Raw genomic sequence first — 22,878 nt, forward strand, 5'->3', positions numbered from 1 at the left:
CACTGCAAGCCAACTCTAATGATTAATACCAGGGCAATCTTTGTTTTAATTTTGGTTCTCTCGCTGTGGTCGGGGAAAGCTTTTGGACAGTTAAGTATCTCAAACGAATTGGGTATTATTACTGGACCCGCCGGTTTTTTCACAGACTACGGTGAACGCTATAACTTACGCAACAACCTTGAAAATGAAGGTTTTGGAGTTGGACTGGTACATTATATAAATTTCGCTTTCAAGGGTGAATGTAGTTGCCGACCTACAAAATTATGGTTCACCAAACATTTTAGAATACGTAATGAGATCGATTATTTACAATCTAAACTAGATCATTATGGCCCCATAGCCCAGAAAAATACTGAAAGTGGAAGACAATTGCGTGCCATGCACGGGAAAACCCAGGTAATTGAAGCCGGAACATCTTTAGAATACCATCTTTTCGGAATAAGGGAAGCCCGGGATTTTGCAGTCTTATTTGCTCCCTATATAAGTCTTGGCGTTCACTACGTGCATTATAAGCCAAGCGCCTTTTCTGAACTAGGCCCTTTAGATAGTCCAAAAGTATTATTCCCCACTTTTGAAGATGGTTTGTTTTTAGAGGATGGTAATACTTTTGCAATACTTGGTAGTGCAGGTCTTCGTTACAGACTGGGTAGATTTAATGACCTGCAAATAGAAGCCAGAGCTATCTATTATGATACCGATAAACTTGAAGGATTAGATGTTCAGGGACCTCAGAATAAATTTAATGACTTCGTGCTGTGGTTTAATATTGGGTATATATACTATCTTGACTTCTAAAAATTTACTTCCTTAGCGTCTATAATCTTACCACCTTTCCTTAAAATATCGACTTTAATCTTTTCAAAATCGCCATCCCTCAAGGCCCTTGTACCGTCTTCAATTAAAATTGCCTCGAAACCTTCTAATAATGCATCTTTAATTGAAAAGTAAACACAATACTCCGCTGCAAGGCCTACAAAATAAAGTTCGGTTACGCCTTTCTCTTTTAAATAGCCTGCAAGACCGGTAGATTTTAGATGTGCATTATCATAGAAACCGCTATAGCTGTCGATCTTTTTATTGGTGCCTTTTCTAAAAATCGCCTCGATCTTTGAGGTATCAAGATCTGGATGGAAATTTGCTCCTTTGGTATTCTGGATACAATGTTCTGGCCATAACACCTGATCTAATCCATCGAGCTTAATTATTTCAAATTCTTTTGAATTCTCATATGATGATGCGAAACTTGCATGCCCTGAAGGATGCCAGTCCTGGGTAGCAATTACCAGATCAAATTTTTTCTGAAGATCGTTAACAATCGGCACTATTTTATCTCCATCTGGAACTGCTAATGCACCACCGGGCATAAAATCATTTTGCACATCTATGATCACTAGACCTCTCATCTTAATTTTTGTTTATAGGATTTTATAAGCTTCTCACGCTCCTCTCTTAATAGCTCGCTCATCCCAATTTTATAAATATGCGGGTTATTAAAACGCTTATATTCAATGGGTAATTCAGAAAGCCTGGTAAGGCTATATTCTGAAATTTCTTTCAGGCTTCTTTTATTCATCAATATTTCGCCATTTTCCATCACTTTATGAAGGAGTGCCTCCTGATGAAATTTATTTAGATACATTGATTTATAAGGTTCGAAAGGATGATACATTTCCTCTACGCTATTTTCATGGTAAAGCCCAATGGCATCTGCGCCTATACATTTTCCATTATCATCTTTCATCCTGAAAACCTGCTTTTTATGCGGAAGCGTTACTTTGAAAATACTTTCTGAAATTTTAATACGTGGTTTTCCATTAGAATATGCAAGTTTATAAACCCCATCCAAAGCTCCATCAGGATCACCAGTCACCAGATTTGTTCCAACCCCAAAAATATCTATGGGTGCCTGTTGCTCCAAAAGACTTTTTATTACGTATTCGTCTAATTGATTAGATGCCGCGATCTTCACGTAATTTAAACCTGCTGCATCCAGTAATTTTCTGCTCTCTTTGGCAAAGTATGACAAATCACCGCTATCAAGGCGTACGGCCATTAATTGCTCTCCGCGCGATTCCATTTCTTTGGCTAATTTTATAGCGTTTGGAATTCCACTTTTTAAAGTGTTGTAAGTATCTACAAGTAATACACAATCTTCAGGTCTTCCCTTTGCGAAATCCCTGAATGCTTCTAATTCATCATCATAACTCTGGATAAATGAATGCGCCATGGTTCCTGAAACCGGAATATCAAAGTTTTTTGCCGCAAGCACATTGCTAGTGCCGTCAAAGCCACCTACCATGGCTGCTCGGGTGGCGAAATATCCACCAGTGGCCTGAGCCCTGCGGAGACCAAAATCCAATAGTTTGGCGTCGCCCGCAACCAATCTAATTCTACTAGCCTTGGTAGCTATAAGTGTTTGAAAATTCAGTAAATTTAAAAGGATGGTTTCAATGATCTGGGCCTCAATTATATTTGCCTCCACTTGTAATATGGGCCTCGTTGGAAAAACAATGTCCCCTTCTGAAGCCGAATAAATTTTTCCAGAAAATTTAAATTCTTTCAGATACTTTAAAAAATCATCTTTAAATCCCTGTGATCGTAAAAACTCAATATCGTCGTCATAAAACCTAAGTTTAGAGATAACTTCCAGAAGATCTTCTAGTCCTGAAAACACGGCATATCCACCATTAAAAGGTAATTTTCTAAAGTAGTAATCGAATATTGCGATATGGTCTTTATGGCCATTATTGAAATACACCTGAGCCATTGCCAACTGATATTGATCTGTATAGGTGGCAGAGAAGTTATTCATAAAGTTTAAGTTTGGTTAGCTAGCAATTATTTTCATTGCTGAACAACACAAATTTAAGCTTTTTGAAATTTTCAGTTTAAGAAATAAAGAGCGCAAATCATATTTTGTAATATACTTTATACTTTAATGATATTGTACCTCTGTAAAGCAGCATAAAACAATGAATAGCGTTATTCTGAACTTGCTTCAGAATCTCAGAAAACTAAGAATCAATAAGGCCACATGAGATCCGGAAATTGATGATTTGATGGAGTCAAATAAATTCCGGGGGACGAAATAACTACCGTACAAAATTGGGATATACAATCATTGTCGTCTGACAAAAGATGTAAGACCGCTTCGCTGATAGATTTAAGAAGTTAGACTTGATCTTAACTAATTGAAAATGAATTTTATATTGGTGTTAATTTTTCGAAAAGGAAAAAACATTCCTAGACTCCTATAGCATGCACCTAAATGGTAAAACCAGTTCAAATGTCCGTTATTTCCTGCCTAACGGCAACCTTCAATTTTTTAACCGGACCACTCTGATATACAATAATGGTATAACCGAAAAGACCAATTAGTAGACTAGTCTTTTAAATCATCTGAAATTGAAATCTGATACATTTCTCCATCGGTTGGATCGAGTAATTTTTCGCTTTGCAATTCAATAGTATTTCCATTCTGGATCCACGGGATTTCTTCGGAAGGATTATCGGCGTCATAACCTGTAAACCATGCAAAATCAATATCCTTATAATAAGAGGTTACCTTAAGATTGTAAACCTTGTTCTTTTTATTCCACTCTATAAGAAACTCACTATCATTTGGAATTGGCTTGGCAGTAGCCGGGTCACCGCTATCTGATATAAAAATTGTATTCATATCTCCTGGTTTAAACCATAAATAGGTGTTATCCCATTTGTCCCCATAGCTATCTGGATTCACCAAAGCCACTGGATTACAACTGGTTATACTTAAGAAAAAGACTACAGAAACACTTATTATAAGAAATCGAGTATTAAATTGTCTTGGGGCACAATTGTATTCAGAGAATACATTTTTCAATAATTTCATTTCTATTTTTCGATATAGCAAGCTAGATCGTAATAGATTCAGGGGGTGCCGCGAAAATATATCTATTTATATTTATGGAAAAGTAAATACCAACAACTAACTTAACTTTAAGATTTTTTGAGTTAGAATTCTTTTAAAGCCATATTTAAACGATTAAAGACTAATATTTGTTATGGTTTTCCGTAGCGGATTTACAAACGGTTTATCATAAATAGAAAAAGCCACTTTCGAGGAAAGTGGCTTTTTCTATTCATTTAAATGAGCATTATACTTTCTTATAACTCGAGTTATACTCTTCCATTAAGTTCATGATCGCATTCATCAACTCTTTAGTTTCAAGTAAAATATTGAAATATAAGGTTGTATTCTTAGGACTTGATTCCTCTGTTCTTGTTCTTGAAACCTGTTTTTCGATCTTTTCAGAAATATTATTCAAGATTTCTTCTTTAGAAGCTACAATTGCACTGATCTCTTCAAATTTCTTCTCAGTAAAAATCTTATCTATTTTACTCAATAAATCACTGAGAGTATCGTCAATCTCTTTAAGATCTGTTATTTGATTATATCTAAGCGGCTTATGATTATTATTTACATGCTTATAACTCTTTTTAGAAATATATTCTAAAGACTGAGCTATATCTGTAAGATGCCCTAGAATTGCAATGTAGAAGCTACTTCCCCTTACACTGGTTTCATCAAGGCTTTTAATAAAAAAGAAAATATGGTCTCTTAAATCTTCAATTTCAGCTTCCAGTTTATCAACACCTTTCTTACTTTTCTTCAGTTTTTTCTTTTCTTGTTTAGAAAGTCCCGTCAAAACATCAGAAAATATTTTATTAGATCTTGAGACAACATTTGAAATATTGTCTGCACTTTCAGCAATAATCCCCTGAACCGTCTTGCTTTCAGATTTTTTAAGTCCGGAAGTATCAGCTTTTTCAATTGCTTTATTCTTATGAGAAATATAATTTCTTACAAGTAAGCCTATAGCCACTAATAGTAAGATTGCGATCGCAGGTCCTTTTCCAAGAAAAATGATATACGTTAAGATCCCTGCTGCTGAAAATGCACTAAAGGCCGTAAAGAACCATCCGCCAATAACTTTTAATACACCGGCTACTCTATAAACTGCGCTTTCCCTTCCCCATGCTTTATCTGCTAAAGAAGTACCCATCGCCACCATAAAAGTTACATAGGTTGTTGATAGAGGTAATTTATAAGAAGTCGCTATTGAGATAAGAACACCCGCAACAGTAAGGTTAATGGAGGCTCTAATCATATCAAAAGCTGGTTGTTCTTCTGATTTATCCCCAACAAGGATCTCATCAGGCTTTGCAAAGCTCTTACTAATCCTTCTTTTCGTCCCAACAGGAAGAATATTTCTTAATCCGTCAGCAAGTCTGGTACTTCCTGCAACAACGGCTCTGGACAGCATATTCGGATCAAACTTTTCAGTTCCATGACCTTGCCTGGATAAGCCAATTTCTGTTTCAGCAACACTTCTTGCTTTCTTAGAGAACCACAAGGTCAACACCATAATCCCTCCTGAAATAAATAACAGGATAGGTTCTGCCGGTACTTCTGTTCTTAAAACTTCCATAGAGAAAGTTGAAGCTGCCTGGCCAGATGCTGCCCAAGCTTCATAGGAGTGATATGCTGCCATTGGAACCCCAATGAAGTTTACCAGGTCATTTCCTGAAAATGCAAGTGCCAATCCAAAAGTTCCAATAGCAATCACTATAATGAGAATACTTCTTTTAAAAATTTTCATGAATAACCATGAAAATAACGTCCAGAAAACAAAACTTACCCCAACTACTAAAAGCACCTGGCTAGAAAGTACATCTTTAAAACTGTCGTAATAAGGAGTTCCTTTTAAACCTTTAAAGAAAATAAAGTACCCAATAGCGGTTAAACAAACACCTCCGAATAGTGCGCCAAAATTCTTGATTTTCTTCTCATATTCAAAAGAAAACACCAACCTGGAAAGCCACTGTACAATGGCACCTATTGTAAAGGCGATAACAACTGAAAGAAAAATACCTGAAATTATTTCAGTAGCTTTTTCAGTATTTATATAATTTGAAAGGTTTGCTAAAGTTTCTGTATCTGATGCGCTTACCTTAATCAATGCCATTACCACTGCGGCCCCTAATAATTCAAATACGATAGATACCGTAGTAGAGGTAGGCATCCCCAGGGTATTAAAGAAATCGAGCAGAAGAATGTCAGTAATCATGACCGCCATGAATATGATCATAATCTCGTCAAAATAAAACTGGCCGGGCATGAATATACCTTTCCGGGCCACTTCCATCATTCCGCTTGAAAATACTGCACCAATAAAAATACCCAAACTGGCAACGATCATAATCGTTTTAAATGAGATCGCTTTAGAACCAATTGCTGAGTTCAAAAAGTTTACAGCATCATTACTAACCCCAACCACCAAGTCTGCGATGGCAAGAACTACTAATGCAACTAACATTAACAAATAAATATTCTCCATTTTGTTCTGTTTAAAAAACGGTGCAAGTATCCGATCTAATTAGGGATTTCTTGTTACCAAATTGTTATCTTTTTTAAAAATGAAAATCAAAACCAAATCTAAAAGCAATATAATTGCTCATACCATCCTGCCTGGAGTAGTTTAGATCTGCCTGTACTTTTAGTTTGTGTCCTACAATATACTTAGAACCACCCAAGGTGTATTCTTCCAGTCCTAATAAATTGGTTACTTCATTAAAATCGTTTGACGAATAGCGAGCCGCAATCTCGTAATTATTATCAAATAAATAACCAGCCTGGATATTAAATGCATTTCCCTCGGCAACTACATACTCAGCGAAATCAGTTTCTCCAGGTTGCATGGCAAGAGGTTCACTTGCTTCTCTATTAGCATATTCTGTCATGAAAGAAAAACCCTGATATTTAAAAACAGCATCGACAAAGAAAGTAGAAATATCTGTCATATATAGTGATCCATCATCAAAAGCCATAAAACTACCCTGATTACTTCTGGTTCTCACGGCATCATCGTTAAAATCGTATACAGCACCAAGCATTAATTTGGGGGTTTCTTCGCGTTGAAGATCTGCTTGAGAGTAATCTCCACCTTTAGTAAATTCTCCAAAGGGCAAAAACTCCAGTCTTCCGGTATATTTTAATCCGCCAATATTCCCGACCACAATATTCCTTCCTTCTCCCTGGGAAAGGGCAAATTTTTCTTTGATCACAAAATTTTCACCTAAGTTGATTTTATGATGGAGCTGTAATCCTATATCCCGATCTAAATTAAAACGGCTATTTAGAATAGAACGATCTATAAATTGGAGATTTCCTGAAGAAATAACCCGTTCCACATTTCCAGGCAGTTTAGTTTGACCAGCCCATAATTCAAAATTCTCATAAAAATTCCACTTTAGAACGGCGTCTAAGATATAGCGCGGGGAATTCCCCGTGTATTCATTGGCTCCCCCAATATCATTATTGGATAGGCCTAACTCAATCTTATATTTAAGTTTTGGCGTCACCGCCCAACCGTCAAATTTCAATCTGGCCCTTCTTATTAGAAATGCCTGTTCTAGATCTTCATAATTCTCCCCGTCGTAATCCCAGGAAGTAAATGATCTAAATTGAATTCTGGGAGCAAATTTCACGCTAAAAGAACTGTCTTTAGCAGTAAAATTGATTAATCCCTTCCCAAATTTGGTATCACTTATTTCCTGAGAATGTATGTTAAGAGTAAATAGTAAACACGCAAGAACTGCGTAAATAGCATTTTTCATGGAAATCGTTTATTAAGTTTTTGTCGGCGACAAAGAAACAACACCTATGTTAACTTAATGTTTCCAAACAGTTAAGGCTATGGCATCATTAAAAAGATAAAAAAAAGGGCTGTCTGGAAGACAGCCCTACACACTATATGAATCTAGTCGACAAAAACTATAACGATTTCAAGTGTGCATCTTTGAACACACAAATAAAACCCAACAGTTTAATATTATCATTAAGGCTATATTAAATTAAAATTAAAGAATAAGCTTTCTGAAATAGAACATCATTTTATTCAGAATGATTTAGATGGAAATATTCTCTAACTTTCCTTATGATCATTAATCCATTAACAATGAAATTCCATAAGTTCTATTTACTCTTATTTTTTACCGGATTATTAGTGGGCTGTAAGTCGATTCCCCCGGAAAAAATCATAAACAACAACTTCCCAGATTTTTTAATTGAAGGTCATCGTGGCGCGCGAGGGCTAAGCCCTGAAAATACGATCCCATCAATGATTAGGGCAATTGACGATGGTGCAAATGTTTTAGAACTCGATATTCAGATCTCAAAAGATAAACAAGTTGTGGTTACCCATGATGCCTATTTAAGTCCCAAGTTAGTTTTACTGTCAAACGGAGAAAAAATAGCCGAAAACAGTGATGATGAATATATTATACATAAAATGGATTATGATTCTATTCGGAAATTTAAATTAGGAATGTTGCCACAAAATCGCTTTCCCAGGCAGCAAAGTATAAATACCTACATTCCATTACTAGGGGAATTAATCGATTCTGTAGAAACGTATACTTCAAAGAATAACCTATCAAAAATATTCTATAATATTGAGATCAAATCTAATCCTGAAAAAGACGGTCATTATCAGCCAGAACCAAAAGTTTTAATGCCGTTAGTAATGAATGTTTTAAATAATAAAAATATAGATAAGCGGTTCTATATTCAGTCTTTTGATGTTCGACAAATTCAGGAAGTAAGAGCGAATTACCCCAACGTTCCGGTCGGTTTCTTAACCGGAAATAAAAAGAAAACATTTGAAGAAAATATCGAAAGTATTGGATTCATGCCAGAAATATACAGCCCGCATTTTAGCCTGGTTACTAAAGAGTTAATTGAAAAATGTCATCAAAAGGCAATCAAAATTATTCCGTGGACCGTAAATACTATAAAAGAAATTGAAAATCTTAGAGAATTGGGTGTAGATGGAATTATAACTGATTTTCCTAATCTGGTAAAATAATGAAATTCAACTTATTCTAAGACGGGATACTTAAAACAAAAAAGCCGTTCGAAATGAACGGCTTTTTTTGCTCCTCCTCTTGGGCTCCCTTCGACCTCGCTCAGGATAAACTTCTCGCCCAACTATCTTCCAACAAAAAACCCACCGAAAAAGTGGGTTTTAATTTGCTCCTCCTCTTGGGCTCGAACCAAGGACCCTCTGATTAACAGTCAGATGCTCTAACCAACTGAGCTAAGGAGGAATGTTTGCTTTGTAAGCGGTTGCAAATATAAATCAAATTTTAAATGCTGTCAAAAGATTTTTTCGATTTTTTTCTAAGAAATTTTATGAGGTTTCCAATCGCACGGATAGTCAACAAATTAGAGCAATCTCAATATTTATTTTTCTTTATATAATACATAATTCCCCAGCACCAACATATCCATTTCTGTTTTCAAAAAACAATCTATGGCATCCTGCGGAGAACAGACTATTGGCTCATCTTTAATATTGAAACTTGTATTGATCACGATTCCGTCCCCAGTCCGTTCTTTTAATGTATTTAATAATTTCCAGTATCGCAGATTCGTTTTCTTTGAAACTGTTTGAATACGCGCTGTATAATCTACGTGCGTCACTGCCGGAATTGCCGATCTCTTCTCATCCAGCCTCTCCATAAAACCAAGAGACTTGTTTAGATTCTCATTTTTATAAGCAGCTTTTACTTCCCTTACCAAAAGCATATAAGGAGAACAACTGCTAAGATCAAAGTACTCTGAAACATCATCCTCCAAAACACTTGGAGCAAAAGGCCTGAAACTCTCCCTGAATTTTATCTTTTGATTGATCTTTCTTTGCATTTCAGGATTTCTGGCATCCCCGAGAATGCTTCGGTTCCCTAAAGCCCTTGGTCCAAATTCCATTCTTCCCTGGAACCAACCCACTATCAATCCATTTTCAATTGCTTTGGCGGTCTCTTCCAGAAGCGAAGTTTCCTCTAAATATCGAAAATTAAGCCCGGTATATTTTGAGATCATAGAACCGATCTGTTCATTACTATATCCTGGGCCAAGATAAGAGCCTTGCATAGCATCTTCAGAAATCGGTTCTCTTTCGTTATTTAATGAAATATGCCAGGTAGCCAGGGCAGCACCAAGCGCTCCCCCAGAATCTCCCGCAGCCGGCGGAATCCAAAGTTCGCTTAAACCTTCAATTTCCATTATTTTACCATTGGCGACGCCATTTAACGCAACGCCACCAGCAAGGACAAGATTTTTAGAACCTGTTAAATTAAGTGCAGTTCGGGCAAGCCTAAGAACAATTTTTTCAAGTACTTTTTGAGCAGCAAAAGCGAGATTTGCGTGTAACTGCTGGAGTTTGTCTTCTTTTCCCCTTCTGAATACTCCAAAAAGCGCACTCCATTTTTTATCATTGGTCATTGTTAAATGGGTCGCGAACCGAAAATATTCCATATTTAGAAGAAAAGAACCATCCTCTCTAAGATCAACGATTTCATCAAAAAGTTTTTTTATAAAGACTTTGGTTTCCTCTGCCTCAGGATCTCCGTAAGCCGCCAATCCCATCACTTTATATTCCCCACTATTCACCTCAAAACCCAGGTAATAGGTAATGGCAGAATAGAATAAGCCTAACGAATGTGGAAAATGTTGTTCTTTTAAGATTTTGATCTTATTCCCGGAGCCTCGAGCTATCGTCATATTGGCCCACTCTCCTACACCATCTATGGTTAAAATCGCGGCTTCTTCAAAAGAGGAAGGATAAAAAGCACTTGCAGCATGAGAAAGATGATGTTCAGGAAAAAGTAATTTTAACCTGGGAAAACCCAGGGCTTTAAGTTCCGAGTTTATCATTCTTCTAAAGAATAGCTTATCTTTGAGCCAGACAGGCATTGCTTTTAGAAAGCTTCTCAAACCATTTGGAGCAAAAGCATGATAAGTTTCCAGAAGTCTCTCAAATTTTAAAAGAGGTTTTTCGTAAAACGCAATTTGTGTAACTTCTTCCGGATGTACTCCGGCTTCTTCTAAAACATACTTTATAGCAGCTGATGGAAATGCTGAATCATTTTTAATTCTACTGAAGCGTTCTTCCTGCGCGGCCGCAATAATTTTTCCGTCCACCACTAATGCCGCCGCACTATCATGAAAAAAAGCGGAAATCCCCAGAATTATTTCAGCCATTCTAAAATGGATTTTTTAGATCAGAAGCCTGGTAAGTATAATTTCTATCTTCCAGTACCGAGTTTGAAGACTTTTTAAAACTTTTCAATTTTAAAGAATCTTTCCCGAGCATTCTTCGAAACAAACCCACCGGGGTGACCAGTAAAAAGAATAGTATCGTAAGCAGGATATTAGAGGTAATAAAGCTTAAAACTTTCGCCAGGCCAAACCATGCGATCGCCAGAGGTTTGAGCAGGATTGGTAGAATTAGGGAAACTAACAAAATCCCGGCTGCTCCTAAACCGAAATTCCAATTTTCACCATACCAGCCATAAACAAGAAGAACAACCGACAGCAAAATGCCGGTTTCCATATATTGTCGCCTGGTTAAATCCTGCATCTTCAATTAAAAAAGGGAATAAATGAATGGCGCCAGGGCAGAGCCGGTAGTAAGTATTATAAAAAAACTAATAAGTAAGAGCATTAGCATGATGGGAATCATCCAGTATTTCTTCCTGGATCGCAAAAACAGCCAGAACTCTTTTAAAGTTTCCATAGATTCAAATTACAATTTTTTAAGCAAATTTTCTGCTTCCGTATTGGTGGGATTTGTCTGCAAAAATTCATCAAGTAGTTTTTTAGCTCTTGAATCCTGACCCACCTGGTAATAAATTTCAGCCAGTTTCAGCTTTCTATTCGCTACAGAATCCTTTGAAACGGAAATTAAATCTGACCTCAGTTTTTTACTCATAATATCCCGGGGATCATTTTTCTGGATAAACTCTAAATAGATAATAGCCTCTTTAAACTGATCATTCTTAATCAAATTAACCGTAATTTTTCTCGCAATTCTAACAGAAGCCCCTAACTTAAAAGCTTTTTTATAAAGGGAAACTGCCTTTTTGAAATTATTTATTTGTGCGGCAAGATCGCCTGTCTTTACATAAAATTGCGGTTCGTTTGGATACTCCAGAGTAATAGCTTCTGAAACTTTTAATGCCGACTCAAAATCCTGATTTTGATAATAATAACCATACAGAGCTTCCATAGCCTCCTCCCAGCTAATTTTTCTCAATGCCAACCGTCCGGCAATTTTTTGTGGCTGGCTCAAGTTACTGCTGTCAAAATCCAACTTTTCGTAATAAGGCCAGCCTTGCTTGAGCATCATTACTTCATAAGCGCCTTGCAGTGAATCAAGTTCGGTAATTGGCATTCGCTCCCTTAAATCTTCCAGAGACCAGGAATTTTGCCATTTTAGTTCTAACACATTGTTCTTTTCAAGTGCCTTGTAAAAATTGTAAGCGATCAAAGAATAACCCTTTAAATTAGGATGCACATGCTCAACCAGCAATTCATTTCCGATACTTAAATGCGGAGAATTCTCTGTAAAATTAGCCTCGGTATCCACCACATGAACATGATCATATGTATCAAAAGACCGTATAATTTCATTAATTTCAGAAGGCGCTCTGAAGCGTAACATATCCAGTTCTTTTGCCTTGATAAAATTGGTTTTCGCCTCCTGATACTTAGTTTCAGAATAGGCCTTTTTCGCTTTCTGAAAATATTCTATCGCAGAATTCTCAATGGAAGTACTGTCGCTAATAAATGGCCTAATGTCTTTCTCGTTACTTGCGATCGTACTTAAAAATACAGGGATTTCACTTTTATCTAAATTCTTCAGAAGATTTTCAATATTGTACCGAAATTGATCAATTCCATCGCTATATGTTTCTGAATTTAATGGAATGGCCTGTTCTGCCACCATTTTTTTCATTAAAGTTTCTTCTTCCTGTTTTTCAGCTCTGAATAAAGACTGAACTTTTCCAATACCATTTGAAATCAATTGCACAAGCCGATACTCCCTAATTTGCAAAGCGAAATTGACCAAAGAAGGATAACCTCCCAGCGAGTTTACCGAACCCACCCCCAAAGCGCCATAATACTCATTATGCCCGGCATAGATCAATACCACATCGGGTTCATATTTTACAAGTTCTTTTCCAAAATCTCTAAGGGTGTAAGAATTTATCGCTGTTAAAGATAAATTGATGATCTCGATATTTTCTTCAGGAAAATTCTCATTCATCGCATACTGAAGCCACCGATGAAAAGAACCATTTTTGAGATAAGGGTAACCAATTCCCGTAGATGCTCCCAGCATAAAAATCCTTTTGGTGGTACTATCTTTTTCGGCTTTAAATAACTCACGATATCCCGTAGTGGCATTATTAGTTCCGAAGAAATATTTATCGGAAATATTAGGGTTCATATAAATATAACCGGGTTTATTTTCGGCATCTGTAAACAAAGAAAAATCTGATCCGTAGCCAGCAATTCTTAAGATCATTTCCAATAAAACTATAAAGACCAGTGCGAGAATTACCGCTGAAATCTTGAATATCAAAAGCTTTTTCTTGCTGATTTTGCCAGAGCTTTTCAATTTAGATTTTTCTGAATTCTGTCCTTTCATTCTAATTTATAAGAAACCGATCTAAATATCGACGATTTTTAAGGCAAGCCAAAGTCTTCGTGCTAAAATTATACACTAAAAAGAAAAAGCAGCACTATCGCGCTGCTTTTATTATTAATCTATATCTATTTTCTAATCGAATAAGGCACGGTAAATATCATTCCCATTAGCATAAAGCACCAATGCGATCAATAAAAAGAAACCTACCATTTGCGCAACCTCCATAAATTTATCATTAGGCTTTCTACCCGTCACCATTTCATATAATAAGAACATCACATGTCCACCATCCAGTGCAGGAATTGGAAGTATATTCATAAATGCAAGGATTATAGAAAGTAAAGCGGTGGTGTTCCAGAACCCTAACCAGTTCCAGGTATCGGGAAATAAGCCTCCAATTGCTCCAAACCCACCTAGTTGCGTAGCTCCTTTTTTAGTGAAAACGTATTTGAACTGATATACATAATCTCTTAGTGTCCAATACCCGTAATCAAAGCCTTTACTAATACTTTCTGCCAGACCAAACTGTTTGCGTTTTATATCAAAATCGTAATTCTTAACAAATCCCAGTTTACCTTCTTCACTTGGAGTGATCATCGTACTTTTTATCTCCCCATCTCTTTCAAAGACCAGCTCAACTTCTTTTTCTTTATTCTCCATAGAAACCGGAGCAAGCTCATGCCAGTATCCAATCTCCACATTATTTAGAGAAATAAGTTTATCTCCTTTCTTTAATCCAGCTGTTTCTGCAGCTAAATCTGGTTGAATAGAATCCAGTACCGGTGCCATGATCGGCACGAATGGCTGCATGATTCCTTCTTTAAACATTTGGGTACCAATTTCTTCCGGAATAGAAATGGTTTCTTCTGTACCATTTTGATGTAGTACGGTTATATTCTGAATACCTCTCATAAACAAGTGTTTATTAATATCCAGACTATTCTCAAATTCTTTCCCGTCTACTTCTAGAATCCTATCTCCATCCTGAAAACCGTATTCCTCGAAGGAGTCTACCACCGCAAAACCTTCAGGCATCTCATCTGGCCCCACATAAGCAGTACCCCAAACGAACATGATCATCATATAAATAAGGAATCCCAGAACAAGGTTCACCGTAACTCCACCTAACATGATAATAAGTCGCTGCCAGGCCGGTTTGCTCCTGAACTCCCATTCCTTAGGAGGTTCAGCCATTTGTTCCTTATCCATACTCTCATCGATCATCCCCGAGATCTTAACATAACCTCCAAGTGGTAACCAACCAATTCCGTACACGGTATCCCCGATCTTTTTCTTAAAAAGAGCGAATTTCACATCAAAGAATAAAAAGAACTTTTCTACACGAGTACCAAATAATTTTGCCGGTATAAAATGACCCAATTCGTGAAGAACGATCAAGAAAGACAAGCTTAATATTAATTGTATGGCTTTTACTAAAAATGGATCCATCAGCTAACTTCAAATTTAAAATCGCACAAAAGTAAGTTTTTAAAAGCTCCTACAAAAGTTTAAGTTTCAAGTGATTTACTAACTCAGCAAATTTTCACAAACAGAATTCGACTATTTGAGGCTCAGGCCATAACTTTGCAAAAAATTAAAGGTATGCTCAAGTTTTTTGCCAGATATAAAACCTTTGCCATAGTTTTCTTTATCCTATCACTAATCATCGTATATATAATTTATACATTGAAGGTTCCTGAAGAAAAATTACCAATTTTTCAGCCTGATATGGTTAATGCCGAACTCGTAGATACCACAGTGCAATATGTGAGAAAATACCATAAAATTGCCGATTTTAAACTGGTGAATCAAAATGGTGATACTATTACCGAAGAATTCTATAAAGACAAAATTTATATCGCCGATTTCTTTTTTACCACCTGTCTAACCATTTGTCCGGTTATGACAGATCATATGATCAAAATTCAGGAAAAGATAAAAGACGATGACGAGGTTCTGCTTCTTTCCCATACGGTTTTTCCGGTAACGGATAGCGTTCCGGTTTTAAAAAAGTATGCTGAAGAAAAAGGGGTGATAGATGAAAAATGGAATCTCGTTACCGGAGATAAAAAAGAAATTTATGATCTCGCGCGAAAATCCTACCTGGCGACTAAATCTACCGGAGACGGCGGTCCTTATGATATGATTCATACTGAAAACTTTGTGTTAGTAGATAAAAACAAACAGATTCGCGGGTTTTATGATGGCACAGATTCTGAAGCCATAAAAACTCTTATGCACGACCTGAAAGTGCTTAAAGGAGAGGATCACTAATAATTTAGCCTTTAACTTTTGTATTGGTCTAAATTCCATTACTTTTGCCTTGTTTAAAATCAATCTAAATAAAAAGTGAAGGTGACGGTAGCTAATTTAAAAAGAGGCCAGCGCGGAATTATAAAAGAATTCTCGGCAGATATGGTGCCTCTAAAGCTTCTAGAAATGGGTTGCCTTCCCGGGAACGAAGTAGAGCTTGTACAAACTGCGCCATTCCATGACCCCATGTATCTTAATATAAACGGAAGTCATTTGGCGATAAGAAAAGAAACAGCGCTACTAATAGAAATTGAATTAATAGGCTAATATGGGTAAGCAAATTAATGTTGCTTTAATTGGAAATCCCAACACCGGCAAGACTTCTGTATTTAACCAGTTAACAGGGCTAAACCAAAAGGTTGGTAACTATCCCGGTATAACTGTTGAAAAAAAAGAAGGTATTTGTAAACTTCCCAGGGGCTTAAAAGCTCATATTCTGGATCTTCCGGGAACGTATAGCCTGAATGCGTCTTCTTTTGATGAAAATGTAGTTATTGAACTACTTCTTAATAAAAACGATAAGGATTTTCCGGATGTCGCTGTTGTGGTAAGCGATGTTGAAAATTTAAAAAGAAACCTATTACTTTTTACCCAGATAAAAGATCTTGGAATTCCAACGATCCTTGCTGTTAACATGGCAGACAGGATGGATAGAAAAGGTATTTCCCTGGATATTGAACTTCTGGAAGAACGCTTAAAAACTAAAATTGCTCTGGTTAGTGCCCGTAAAAGAATGGGAATTGATCATTTAAAAGAATTAATTTTAAACCATCGCCATCTACCTGTTGAACCTTGCGTAAATGCATCGATCATTGACCCGGAATATTTCGGAAACCTTCGAAAAGCATTTCCAAACCAGTCTTTATATAAGCTATGGCTGGTGATTACCCAGGATGTAAACTTCGGAAATATCAATCGAGGGGAATTAAAGAAAAGTTCAGATTTTAGTACAAAATCGGTAAGTGATCTTAAACGGCTTCAGCAAAAAGAAACGATTTTAAGATATCAGTTTATTAACGGAGTGTTACGTGAGACCTTAGTAATTGATAAAAACGCAGCTACCGATCTTAGATCCAGGTTAGATAGAATTTTAACCCATAAGGTGTGGGGATATGTTATTTTCTTCGGAATACTATTACTCATATTCCAGGCGATTTATAGTTGGTCCAGCTATCCTATGGATATGATCGACACTGCATTTGCTTCACTTAGTGAATGGACCAAAGATACTTTTCCAGGTGGCGCATTTACAAATCTTATTGCCGAAGGTATTGTTCCCGGGCTCGGCGGGATCGTAATTTTTATTCCGCAAATCGCTTTCCTGTTCCTGTTTATTTCAATTCTAGAAGAATCCGGATATATGAGCCGGGTAGTATTCTTAATGGATCGTATTATGCGACGTTTTGGACTTAGCGGAAAAAGTGTGGTGCCTTTGGTTTCCGGAACCGCCTGTGCTATTCCCGCTGTAATGGCTACACGAAATATAGAGCATTGGAAGGAGCGACTTATTACAATTTTAGTGGTTCCGTTTACAACCTGTTCTGCCAGGTTACCCGTTTATCTTATCATTATCGCCCTGGTGATTCCAGACAAAACCTTTATAGGTCTTAATTTACAGGGAATCACCCTCATGATCCTTTATATGTTAGGATTTGGGATGGCCATATTTTCTGCCTGGTTACTTCATAAAGTTATGAAGTCTAAGACCAAGAGTTATTTCGTGATAGAAATGCCCAACTACAAATTGCCCATGATAAAGAATGTGGCGATCAATGTAATTGAAAAAACAAAATCCTTCATTTTCGGTGCCGGTAAGATTATTTTGGCAATATCTGTGATCTTATGGGTACTGGCCAGTTACGGTCCCGGCGATAATTTTGATAATGCCGAAGAAATTGTCACTTCCCAGTATACCTCTGAAAGCAACATTAGCCAAAGTGAATTAGATGAAGAAATCGCTTCTTTCAAATTGAAAAATTCCTACATCGGGATCATGGGTAGAGGGATAGAACCTGCTGTGGCACCACTGGGATATGACTGGAAGATTGGGATCGCCATCATAAGTTCCTTTGCCGCACGAGAGGTATTTGTAGGAACTTTAGCTACCATTTATAGTGTGGGTAGTGATGAAGAGGAAACCATTAAAAACCGTATGGCTGCGGAAACGAACCCGGTACTGGGCGGACCATTATTCACTTTCGCAAGTGGGGTAAGCTTATTACTGTTCTATGCATTTGCGATGCAGTGTATGAGTACGCTGGCAATTGTAAAACGAGAAACGAATACCTGGAAATGGCCTATGCTACAGTTATTTATAATGAGTGGCTTTGCATATGTTGTTGCCTTGATAGCATTTCAACTGCTAAAATAGTAAGGATCTAAATTGAAAACGACTTAAATAACATGGAAATTTTACAGGAAATACTAGTCTTTATAACCTTTCTAATCGCATTAGGTTATATAATCACGAAGTTTGTGTGGAAACCTGCATTTTTAGGCGGAAAGAAAAAATCGGGATCCTGCGGGGTTTCAGACTGCGGTTGTGACTAATCTTCTTCTATTTCTTCTGAAACTTTCAGGTTTAGCCTATACTGCTCCGGAGAGATCTTCTCACTTATATTAGGATATGGTAATACGATTACATTATCAATAAATAGATCTTTAACACTGAAAAAATCTGCTACTGGAATTTTTGAACCGGTACTTATTTTATTCTTTCTTACCTCTCCCTCAACATACATTTCATCTACCAGGATATTAGATCCCACGATGATCTTTTCACCTTTAAATTCACCATCTTCATAAAATTCTACCAGCACCTTTACTTCTCCTGCCCAAATACATGTAACTCCTTTGGGACATCTGGAATCTGAAATTACTCCTTTAAATTTAATTGACTTTTTACCAAAGTTCATACGATCTCCAATACACAATTGAGCGTTGTAAGTATTGTATTTCGTACTTTCCTGTTCCTCACCTGCTAGAAATACCAGGTGAATCAAGACAAGAAAAAATATCGGGATTTTCATAGTGGTCTTTAGTATAAAGACGACAGGATATTCATAAAGTTGCAAAAATTCTTATCCCAGACCAACATCCAGGGTCATCATAACCATGAATCCACCGATGAATCCCATAGTTGATATATCGGTAAAGTTACCTTGCTGAGCTTCCGGCACTACTTCTTCCACCACTACAAAGATCATCGCACCTGCAGCAAAACATAGCGCGTAAGGCAGTATTGGCTGGAAAGTTAACACGGCCCATGCTCCCAACACCGCTGCGACTGGCTCTACAATAGCCGATAATTGCCCGTAATTAAAACTTTTCCAACGGCTAAGCCCCTGTCTTCTTAAAGGCATTGCAACAGCAAAACCTTCAGGAAAGTTTTGTAAACCAATCCCAATAGCCAAAGCGACGGCGCCTCCTATACTTGCACCCTCAAAACCCGCTGCAACCCCACCAAACAGGACACCTACAGCCAGGCCTTCCGGAATATTATGCATGGTTATAGCCAGGGTTAATAATACAGATTTATGCCAGGGAGTTTTAATCCCTTCTTTTTCGCTCATTTTGAAGTTTACGTGTAAATGAGGAAGAATTTTATCTAATCCGAAAATAAATAGTGCTCCTAAACCAAATCCAACCAGGGCGGGAATTACTTTTACAAATCCCTCGCCAGGGCTCATCTCAATTCCCGGAGCCAGTAAACTCCAAAAACTGGCGGCAACCATTACTCCCCCGGTAAAACCAAGCATCCCGTCAAAAAAGGCACGGTTCATACCCTTAAACAGGAATACCAGTGAAGCTCCTAATGCTGTAAGCCCCCAGGTAAATAAGGTTGCTAAAAATGCTGCATACACAGGATCAAGAGATTCAAAATAGTTAATTATAGTATCCATTCTATATTGTTTTAATAAATAGGTTAGTTGATATCTGGTTAGATATCATTAATTCATTTCCGTCCATTTTGATTAGCATAGACTGGTCAAAATCTTCCTTCTCCAGGATTTGAATTTTCTTCCCCAAGGAGATTTTGTTCTTATCCAGATATTGAAGGAAATCTGCGGAAGAATCCTTTACGCCAACACAAATTCCGGTTTCGCCTTTTTTTAATGCCGATAATAATATCCTGTCTCCAACACTAAAATTCCCCTTAGCATCCGGGATAGGATCTCCATGGGGGTCTTTCTTTGGATATTCTAAAAACTTATCAAGCTCATTAGTAAGTTTTTCAGATTTAATATGCTCCAACTGCTCTGCTACCTCATGAACTTCATCCCAGTTAAATCCCAGTTTTTCAACAAGAAAGACCTCCCATAACCTGTGTTTCCTAATCACTTCAATAGCAGCCTGCTTTCCTTCAGAGCTTAGTTTTACACCCTGGTATTTTTTATAATTCACCAGAGCTTTATCAGATAAGCGCTTTATCATATCGGTTACAGACGAGGCTTTGGTTTGCATCTCCTCAGCCAGGGCATTTGTACTCACTCCATTTTTATAAGCGGTTTCCAAATGAAAAATGGCTTTCAGGTAATTTTCTTCAGATAAGCTAAACATCAATTAAATTTTAATTGCGCCAAAAATACATTTTTTAATTCAATTAATCAATTTTTTAGTTGAGTCTAAAAATAATTTATACATTTGTAAAAAATAATTTTAATGAAGTATCTAATACGTATCGTATTTAGTTTTGTATTTACGGCAGCTGCAGCGCAAAATATTGAGGTTTCGGGGACGGTTACCGAAGAAAAAAGATCCATCCCCTTTGCCAACATTTATATCTCAGGTACCAATCAGGGAACCAGCGCCGACATGAAAGGAAATTTCACGATCTCTTTAAAACCTGAAAATACAGAGCTTACCATCCAGGCTATTGGATTTAAGACACGTAGAATTTCTATAGATCCCGAAGACTATAAAGAGACAGAACTAAATATAGCTATGCAGGAAGATGCCTTGGGACTGGACCAGGTAGTGATAAGCGCCACCAGAAACCGAATCAACCTCAAAGATGCCCCCGTGATCGTGAATGTGCTGGGTTCAAAATTATTTAATGCTACCCAATCAGTTTCGGTCGCTGAAAGCTTAAATTTTCAACCCGGGGTTCGGGTGGAGACCAATTGCCAGAATTGTGGTTTTACCCAGGTAAGATTAAATGGCCTTGATGGGAGTTATACTCAGGTCCTAATAAATAGCCGCGCAGTTTTTAGCGCGCTAAATAGTGTGTATGGCCTGGAGCAAATTCCGACTTCTATTTTAGACCGAGTAGAGGTGGTACGTAGCGGGGGATCGGCCCTTTTTGGTTCTAATGCAATTGCCGGTACTATAAATATCATCACCAAGGAACCTGTTCTAAATACCTGGAATATCGCTTCAAATATTTCTTTGATAGATGGAGAAATCCCCGACAGAACCCTGAATTTTGCCGGTTCGGTGGTAACTGAAGACTTGAATAGCGGTGTTACCATATATGGGATGAATAGGGACCGTGCAGCATACGATGCCAATGGTGACGGATTTACGGAAATCACTGAATTAACCAACAATACCCTCGGCGCAAAAGCTTTCCTAAAGCCTTCGGAAACCAGTAAAATAACCTTAGATCTTACCGCTTTAAAGGAATACCGAAGAGGAGGTGATCGTCTGGAGCTGGCACCTCATTTAACCGATATCACAGAACAATTAGATCATAACACCTTTATTGGTGGACTTACCTATGAGTTTTCAAATCCCGAAATGACCAATAATTATTCGGTGTATGTTTCTGGCCAGCATACCGATAGAAAAAGTTTTTATGGCGGACTCGGTGGCGGTCGTACCGCCCAGGATAGCCTGGCAGCCTCCAATGCTTACGGAAACACCAGTGATCTTGCACTTTTAGGTGGATTTCAGTTTACCCATAATTTCAAAAATAACGATGTGCTTACCACCGGAGTAGAGTATAATCGTAGTAGAACCGAAGATGATATTGCGGGTTACAAAAGATTTATTGATCAGGAAGTAAATTCTTATGCTGCTTTTGGTCAATATGAATGGAAACCGGTAGAAAATTTTACCGCACTTGTGGGAGCCAGGCTGGATCATGTGGATATTCTGGGAGAATATGCCGTTGAGAATGTAGAACGAAAATCTAAAATTAACCAGACGGTTTTAAGCCCAAGGCTTACCATTCTTTACGATATTACTAATGAATTACAATTTAGAGGTGGTTATGCCAGGGGTTTTAGAGCTCCGCAGGCGTTTAATGAGGATCTTCATATCTCTTCAGTTGGCGGAGAACCGCAATTTGTGATTCTCTCAGACGATCTTAAAACAGAATATTCTAATGCTTATACAGCATCTTTCAATTATTCAAAAAGCATTAATAAATTACAAACAGATTTTTTACTAGAAGGTTTTTATACAGAACTCATAGATCCTTTTACCACCGTGAGCACAGGTGCAAGTTTGCCTAATGGTTCTATTCTGAAGGAAGTAAGAAACGGAAGCGGAGCTTATGTTACCGGAACCAATTTTGAGATTGGTGTTTCACCTTCTTCAGATTTAACCTTTCAATTAGGCGGAACTTTTCAGCAATCAATATATAAAGAAGACCAGATCCTGTATGAAGCAGATCCTGCTTCAGAAAGAGAAGAAGATATTATAATTTCAGAATTTGTAAGGAATCCGGATTTTTACGGCTACCTAAATGTAAACACCTCCCCTTTTGAAAATTTTTCTGTAGACCTTACAGGAACCTACACTGGAAAAATGACTATCCCCAAGGTCATTAATGCCAATGGGTTCTTAGAGCTGAGAGAGTCCCCTTCTTTTTGGGACATGAATTTGAAATTAAGTCAGCATTTAGATATAACAGAGAATTTTCACATTAATCTAAGTACGGGTGTTCAGAATGTGTTCAACGCTTATCAGGATGATTTTGATACCGGCCCTACCCGGGATTCAGATTACATCTATGGACCATCCAGACCCCGTACTTTTTTCTTCGGAATTAAATTTGGAAATCTTCACGATTAATATTTAA

At 37.4% G+C, this 22,878-nt stretch carries 20 protein-coding genes and 1 tRNA gene; 7 read left to right on the top strand and 14 right to left on the bottom strand.

Annotation, left to right across the window (positions count from 1 at the left end):
- The first annotated feature begins 18 nt into the window (after positions 1-18).
- Positions 19-795 carry a THC0290_0291 family protein gene (locus GFO_RS15010; RefSeq protein ID WP_011711032.1) on the top strand — a complete coding sequence of 259 codons (777 nt, stop codon included), beginning with the start codon at positions 19-21 and terminating at the stop codon, positions 793-795.
- Here GFO_RS15010 and pncA read toward each other — a convergent pair.
- The 5 genes from pncA to GFO_RS15035 all read right to left on the bottom strand — a co-directional run bounded on the left by pncA (position 792) and on the right by GFO_RS15035 (position 7,659).
- On the bottom strand, positions 792-1,403 hold the full coding sequence (pncA, locus tag GFO_RS15015) for a bifunctional nicotinamidase/pyrazinamidase (protein WP_011711033.1): 612 nt from the start codon (positions 1,401-1,403) through the stop codon (positions 792-794). The genes GFO_RS15010 and pncA overlap by 4 nt on opposite strands.
- Positions 1,400-2,812 carry a nicotinate phosphoribosyltransferase gene (locus tag GFO_RS15020; protein ID WP_011711034.1) on the bottom strand — a complete coding sequence of 471 codons (1,413 nt, stop codon included), beginning with the start codon at positions 2,810-2,812 and terminating at the stop codon, positions 1,400-1,402. Before GFO_RS15020 ends, pncA begins: the two co-directional genes overlap by 4 nt.
- Before the next feature lie 570 nt (positions 2,813-3,382).
- On the bottom strand, positions 3,383-3,871 hold the full coding sequence (locus GFO_RS15025) for a hypothetical protein (protein ID WP_011711035.1): 489 nt from the start codon (positions 3,869-3,871) through the stop codon (positions 3,383-3,385).
- Positions 3,872-4,136: 265 nt separating this feature from the next.
- Positions 4,137-6,380, bottom strand: a complete 2,244-nt coding sequence (locus GFO_RS15030; RefSeq protein WP_011711036.1) for an inorganic phosphate transporter — start codon at positions 6,378-6,380, stop codon at positions 4,137-4,139.
- A gap of 73 nt (positions 6,381-6,453) precedes the next feature.
- Positions 6,454-7,659, bottom strand: a complete 1,206-nt coding sequence (locus GFO_RS15035; protein ID WP_011711037.1) for a porin — start codon at positions 7,657-7,659, stop codon at positions 6,454-6,456.
- Between the two features lie 341 nt (positions 7,660-8,000).
- On the opposite strand from GFO_RS15035, the gene GFO_RS15040 reads away from it, so the two are divergent.
- Complete coding sequence (locus GFO_RS15040) at positions 8,001-8,909, top strand: glycerophosphodiester phosphodiesterase family protein (protein ID WP_158308632.1); 909 nt, start codon at positions 8,001-8,003, stop codon at positions 8,907-8,909.
- Positions 8,910-9,076: 167 nt separating this feature from the next.
- Here the strand turns inward: GFO_RS15040 and GFO_RS15045 are convergent.
- The 6 genes from GFO_RS15045 to rseP form a co-directional block, all read right to left on the bottom strand.
- A tRNA-Asn gene (locus tag GFO_RS15045) sits at positions 9,077-9,150 on the bottom strand.
- A 136-nt stretch (positions 9,151-9,286) separates the two neighbouring features.
- Positions 9,287-11,086, bottom strand: coding sequence for a carbamoyltransferase family protein (locus tag GFO_RS15050; protein WP_011711039.1), 1,800 nt, complete (start codon positions 11,084-11,086; stop codon positions 9,287-9,289).
- 1 nt (position 11,087) lies between these two features.
- A complete protein-coding gene (locus GFO_RS15055) occupies positions 11,088-11,465 on the bottom strand; it encodes a hypothetical protein (RefSeq protein ID WP_041250161.1) in 378 nt (125 codons plus the stop codon).
- Positions 11,466-11,471: 6 nt separating this feature from the next.
- On the bottom strand, positions 11,472-11,621 hold the full coding sequence (locus tag GFO_RS18040; protein ID WP_011711041.1) for a DUF5989 family protein: 150 nt from the start codon (positions 11,619-11,621) through the stop codon (positions 11,472-11,474).
- A 9-nt stretch (positions 11,622-11,630) separates the two neighbouring features.
- Positions 11,631-13,538 (bottom strand): GSCFA domain-containing protein, encoded by a 1,908-nt coding sequence (locus tag GFO_RS15060; protein ID WP_011711042.1) that lies wholly within the window; start codon positions 13,536-13,538, stop codon positions 11,631-11,633.
- A 132-nt stretch (positions 13,539-13,670) separates the two neighbouring features.
- Positions 13,671-14,987, bottom strand: a complete 1,317-nt coding sequence (gene rseP / locus GFO_RS15065) for an RIP metalloprotease RseP (RefSeq protein ID WP_011711043.1) — start codon at positions 14,985-14,987, stop codon at positions 13,671-13,673.
- A gap of 153 nt (positions 14,988-15,140) precedes the next feature.
- Between rseP and GFO_RS15070 the strand changes: the two genes are divergently transcribed.
- The 4 genes from GFO_RS15070 to GFO_RS18150 all read left to right on the top strand — a co-directional run bounded on the left by GFO_RS15070 (position 15,141) and on the right by GFO_RS18150 (position 18,401).
- Complete coding sequence (locus GFO_RS15070) at positions 15,141-15,812, top strand: SCO family protein (protein ID WP_011711044.1); 672 nt, start codon at positions 15,141-15,143, stop codon at positions 15,810-15,812.
- 75 nt (positions 15,813-15,887) lie between these two features.
- Positions 15,888-16,118, top strand: a complete 231-nt coding sequence (locus GFO_RS15075; protein WP_011711045.1) for a FeoA family protein — start codon at positions 15,888-15,890, stop codon at positions 16,116-16,118.
- A gap of 1 nt (position 16,119) precedes the next feature.
- Positions 16,120-18,222 (top strand): ferrous iron transport protein B, encoded by a 2,103-nt coding sequence (gene feoB, locus GFO_RS15080; RefSeq protein WP_011711046.1) that lies wholly within the window; start codon positions 16,120-16,122, stop codon positions 18,220-18,222.
- 32 nt (positions 18,223-18,254) lie between these two features.
- Entirely contained in the window at positions 18,255-18,401 is a 147-nt protein-coding gene (locus GFO_RS18150) for a FeoB-associated Cys-rich membrane protein (protein ID WP_479874856.1), read from the top strand.
- On the opposite strand, the gene GFO_RS15085 is transcribed toward GFO_RS18150, so the two are convergent.
- Genes GFO_RS15085 through GFO_RS15095 form a run of 3 tightly spaced genes read right to left on the bottom strand, consistent with a single transcriptional unit; the run spans position 18,398 to position 20,411 of the window.
- The gene (locus GFO_RS15085) at positions 18,398-18,880 is read right to left on the bottom strand and encodes a hypothetical protein (RefSeq protein WP_011711047.1); all 483 of its coding nucleotides are present in this window, start codon (positions 18,878-18,880) and stop codon (positions 18,398-18,400) included. The genes GFO_RS18150 and GFO_RS15085 overlap by 4 nt on opposite strands.
- A 51-nt stretch (positions 18,881-18,931) precedes the next feature.
- Positions 18,932-19,753 (bottom strand): ZIP family metal transporter, encoded by an 822-nt coding sequence (locus GFO_RS15090; protein ID WP_011711048.1) that lies wholly within the window; start codon positions 19,751-19,753, stop codon positions 18,932-18,934.
- A gap of 1 nt (position 19,754) precedes the next feature.
- Positions 19,755-20,411: a metal-dependent transcriptional regulator gene (locus GFO_RS15095; RefSeq protein ID WP_011711049.1), complete on the bottom strand. Its 657-nt coding sequence runs from the start codon at positions 20,409-20,411 to the stop codon at positions 19,755-19,757.
- Positions 20,412-20,513: 102 nt separating this feature from the next.
- Here GFO_RS15095 and GFO_RS15100 point away from each other — a divergent pair, with 102 nt between their 5' ends.
- Complete coding sequence (locus GFO_RS15100) at positions 20,514-22,871, top strand: TonB-dependent receptor (protein ID WP_011711050.1); 2,358 nt, start codon at positions 20,514-20,516, stop codon at positions 22,869-22,871.
- Positions 22,872-22,878 lie beyond the last annotated feature (7 nt).

Source organism: Christiangramia forsetii KT0803, from assembly GCF_000060345.1.
GTDB classification, from domain to species: domain Bacteria; phylum Bacteroidota; class Bacteroidia; order Flavobacteriales; family Flavobacteriaceae; genus Christiangramia; species Christiangramia forsetii.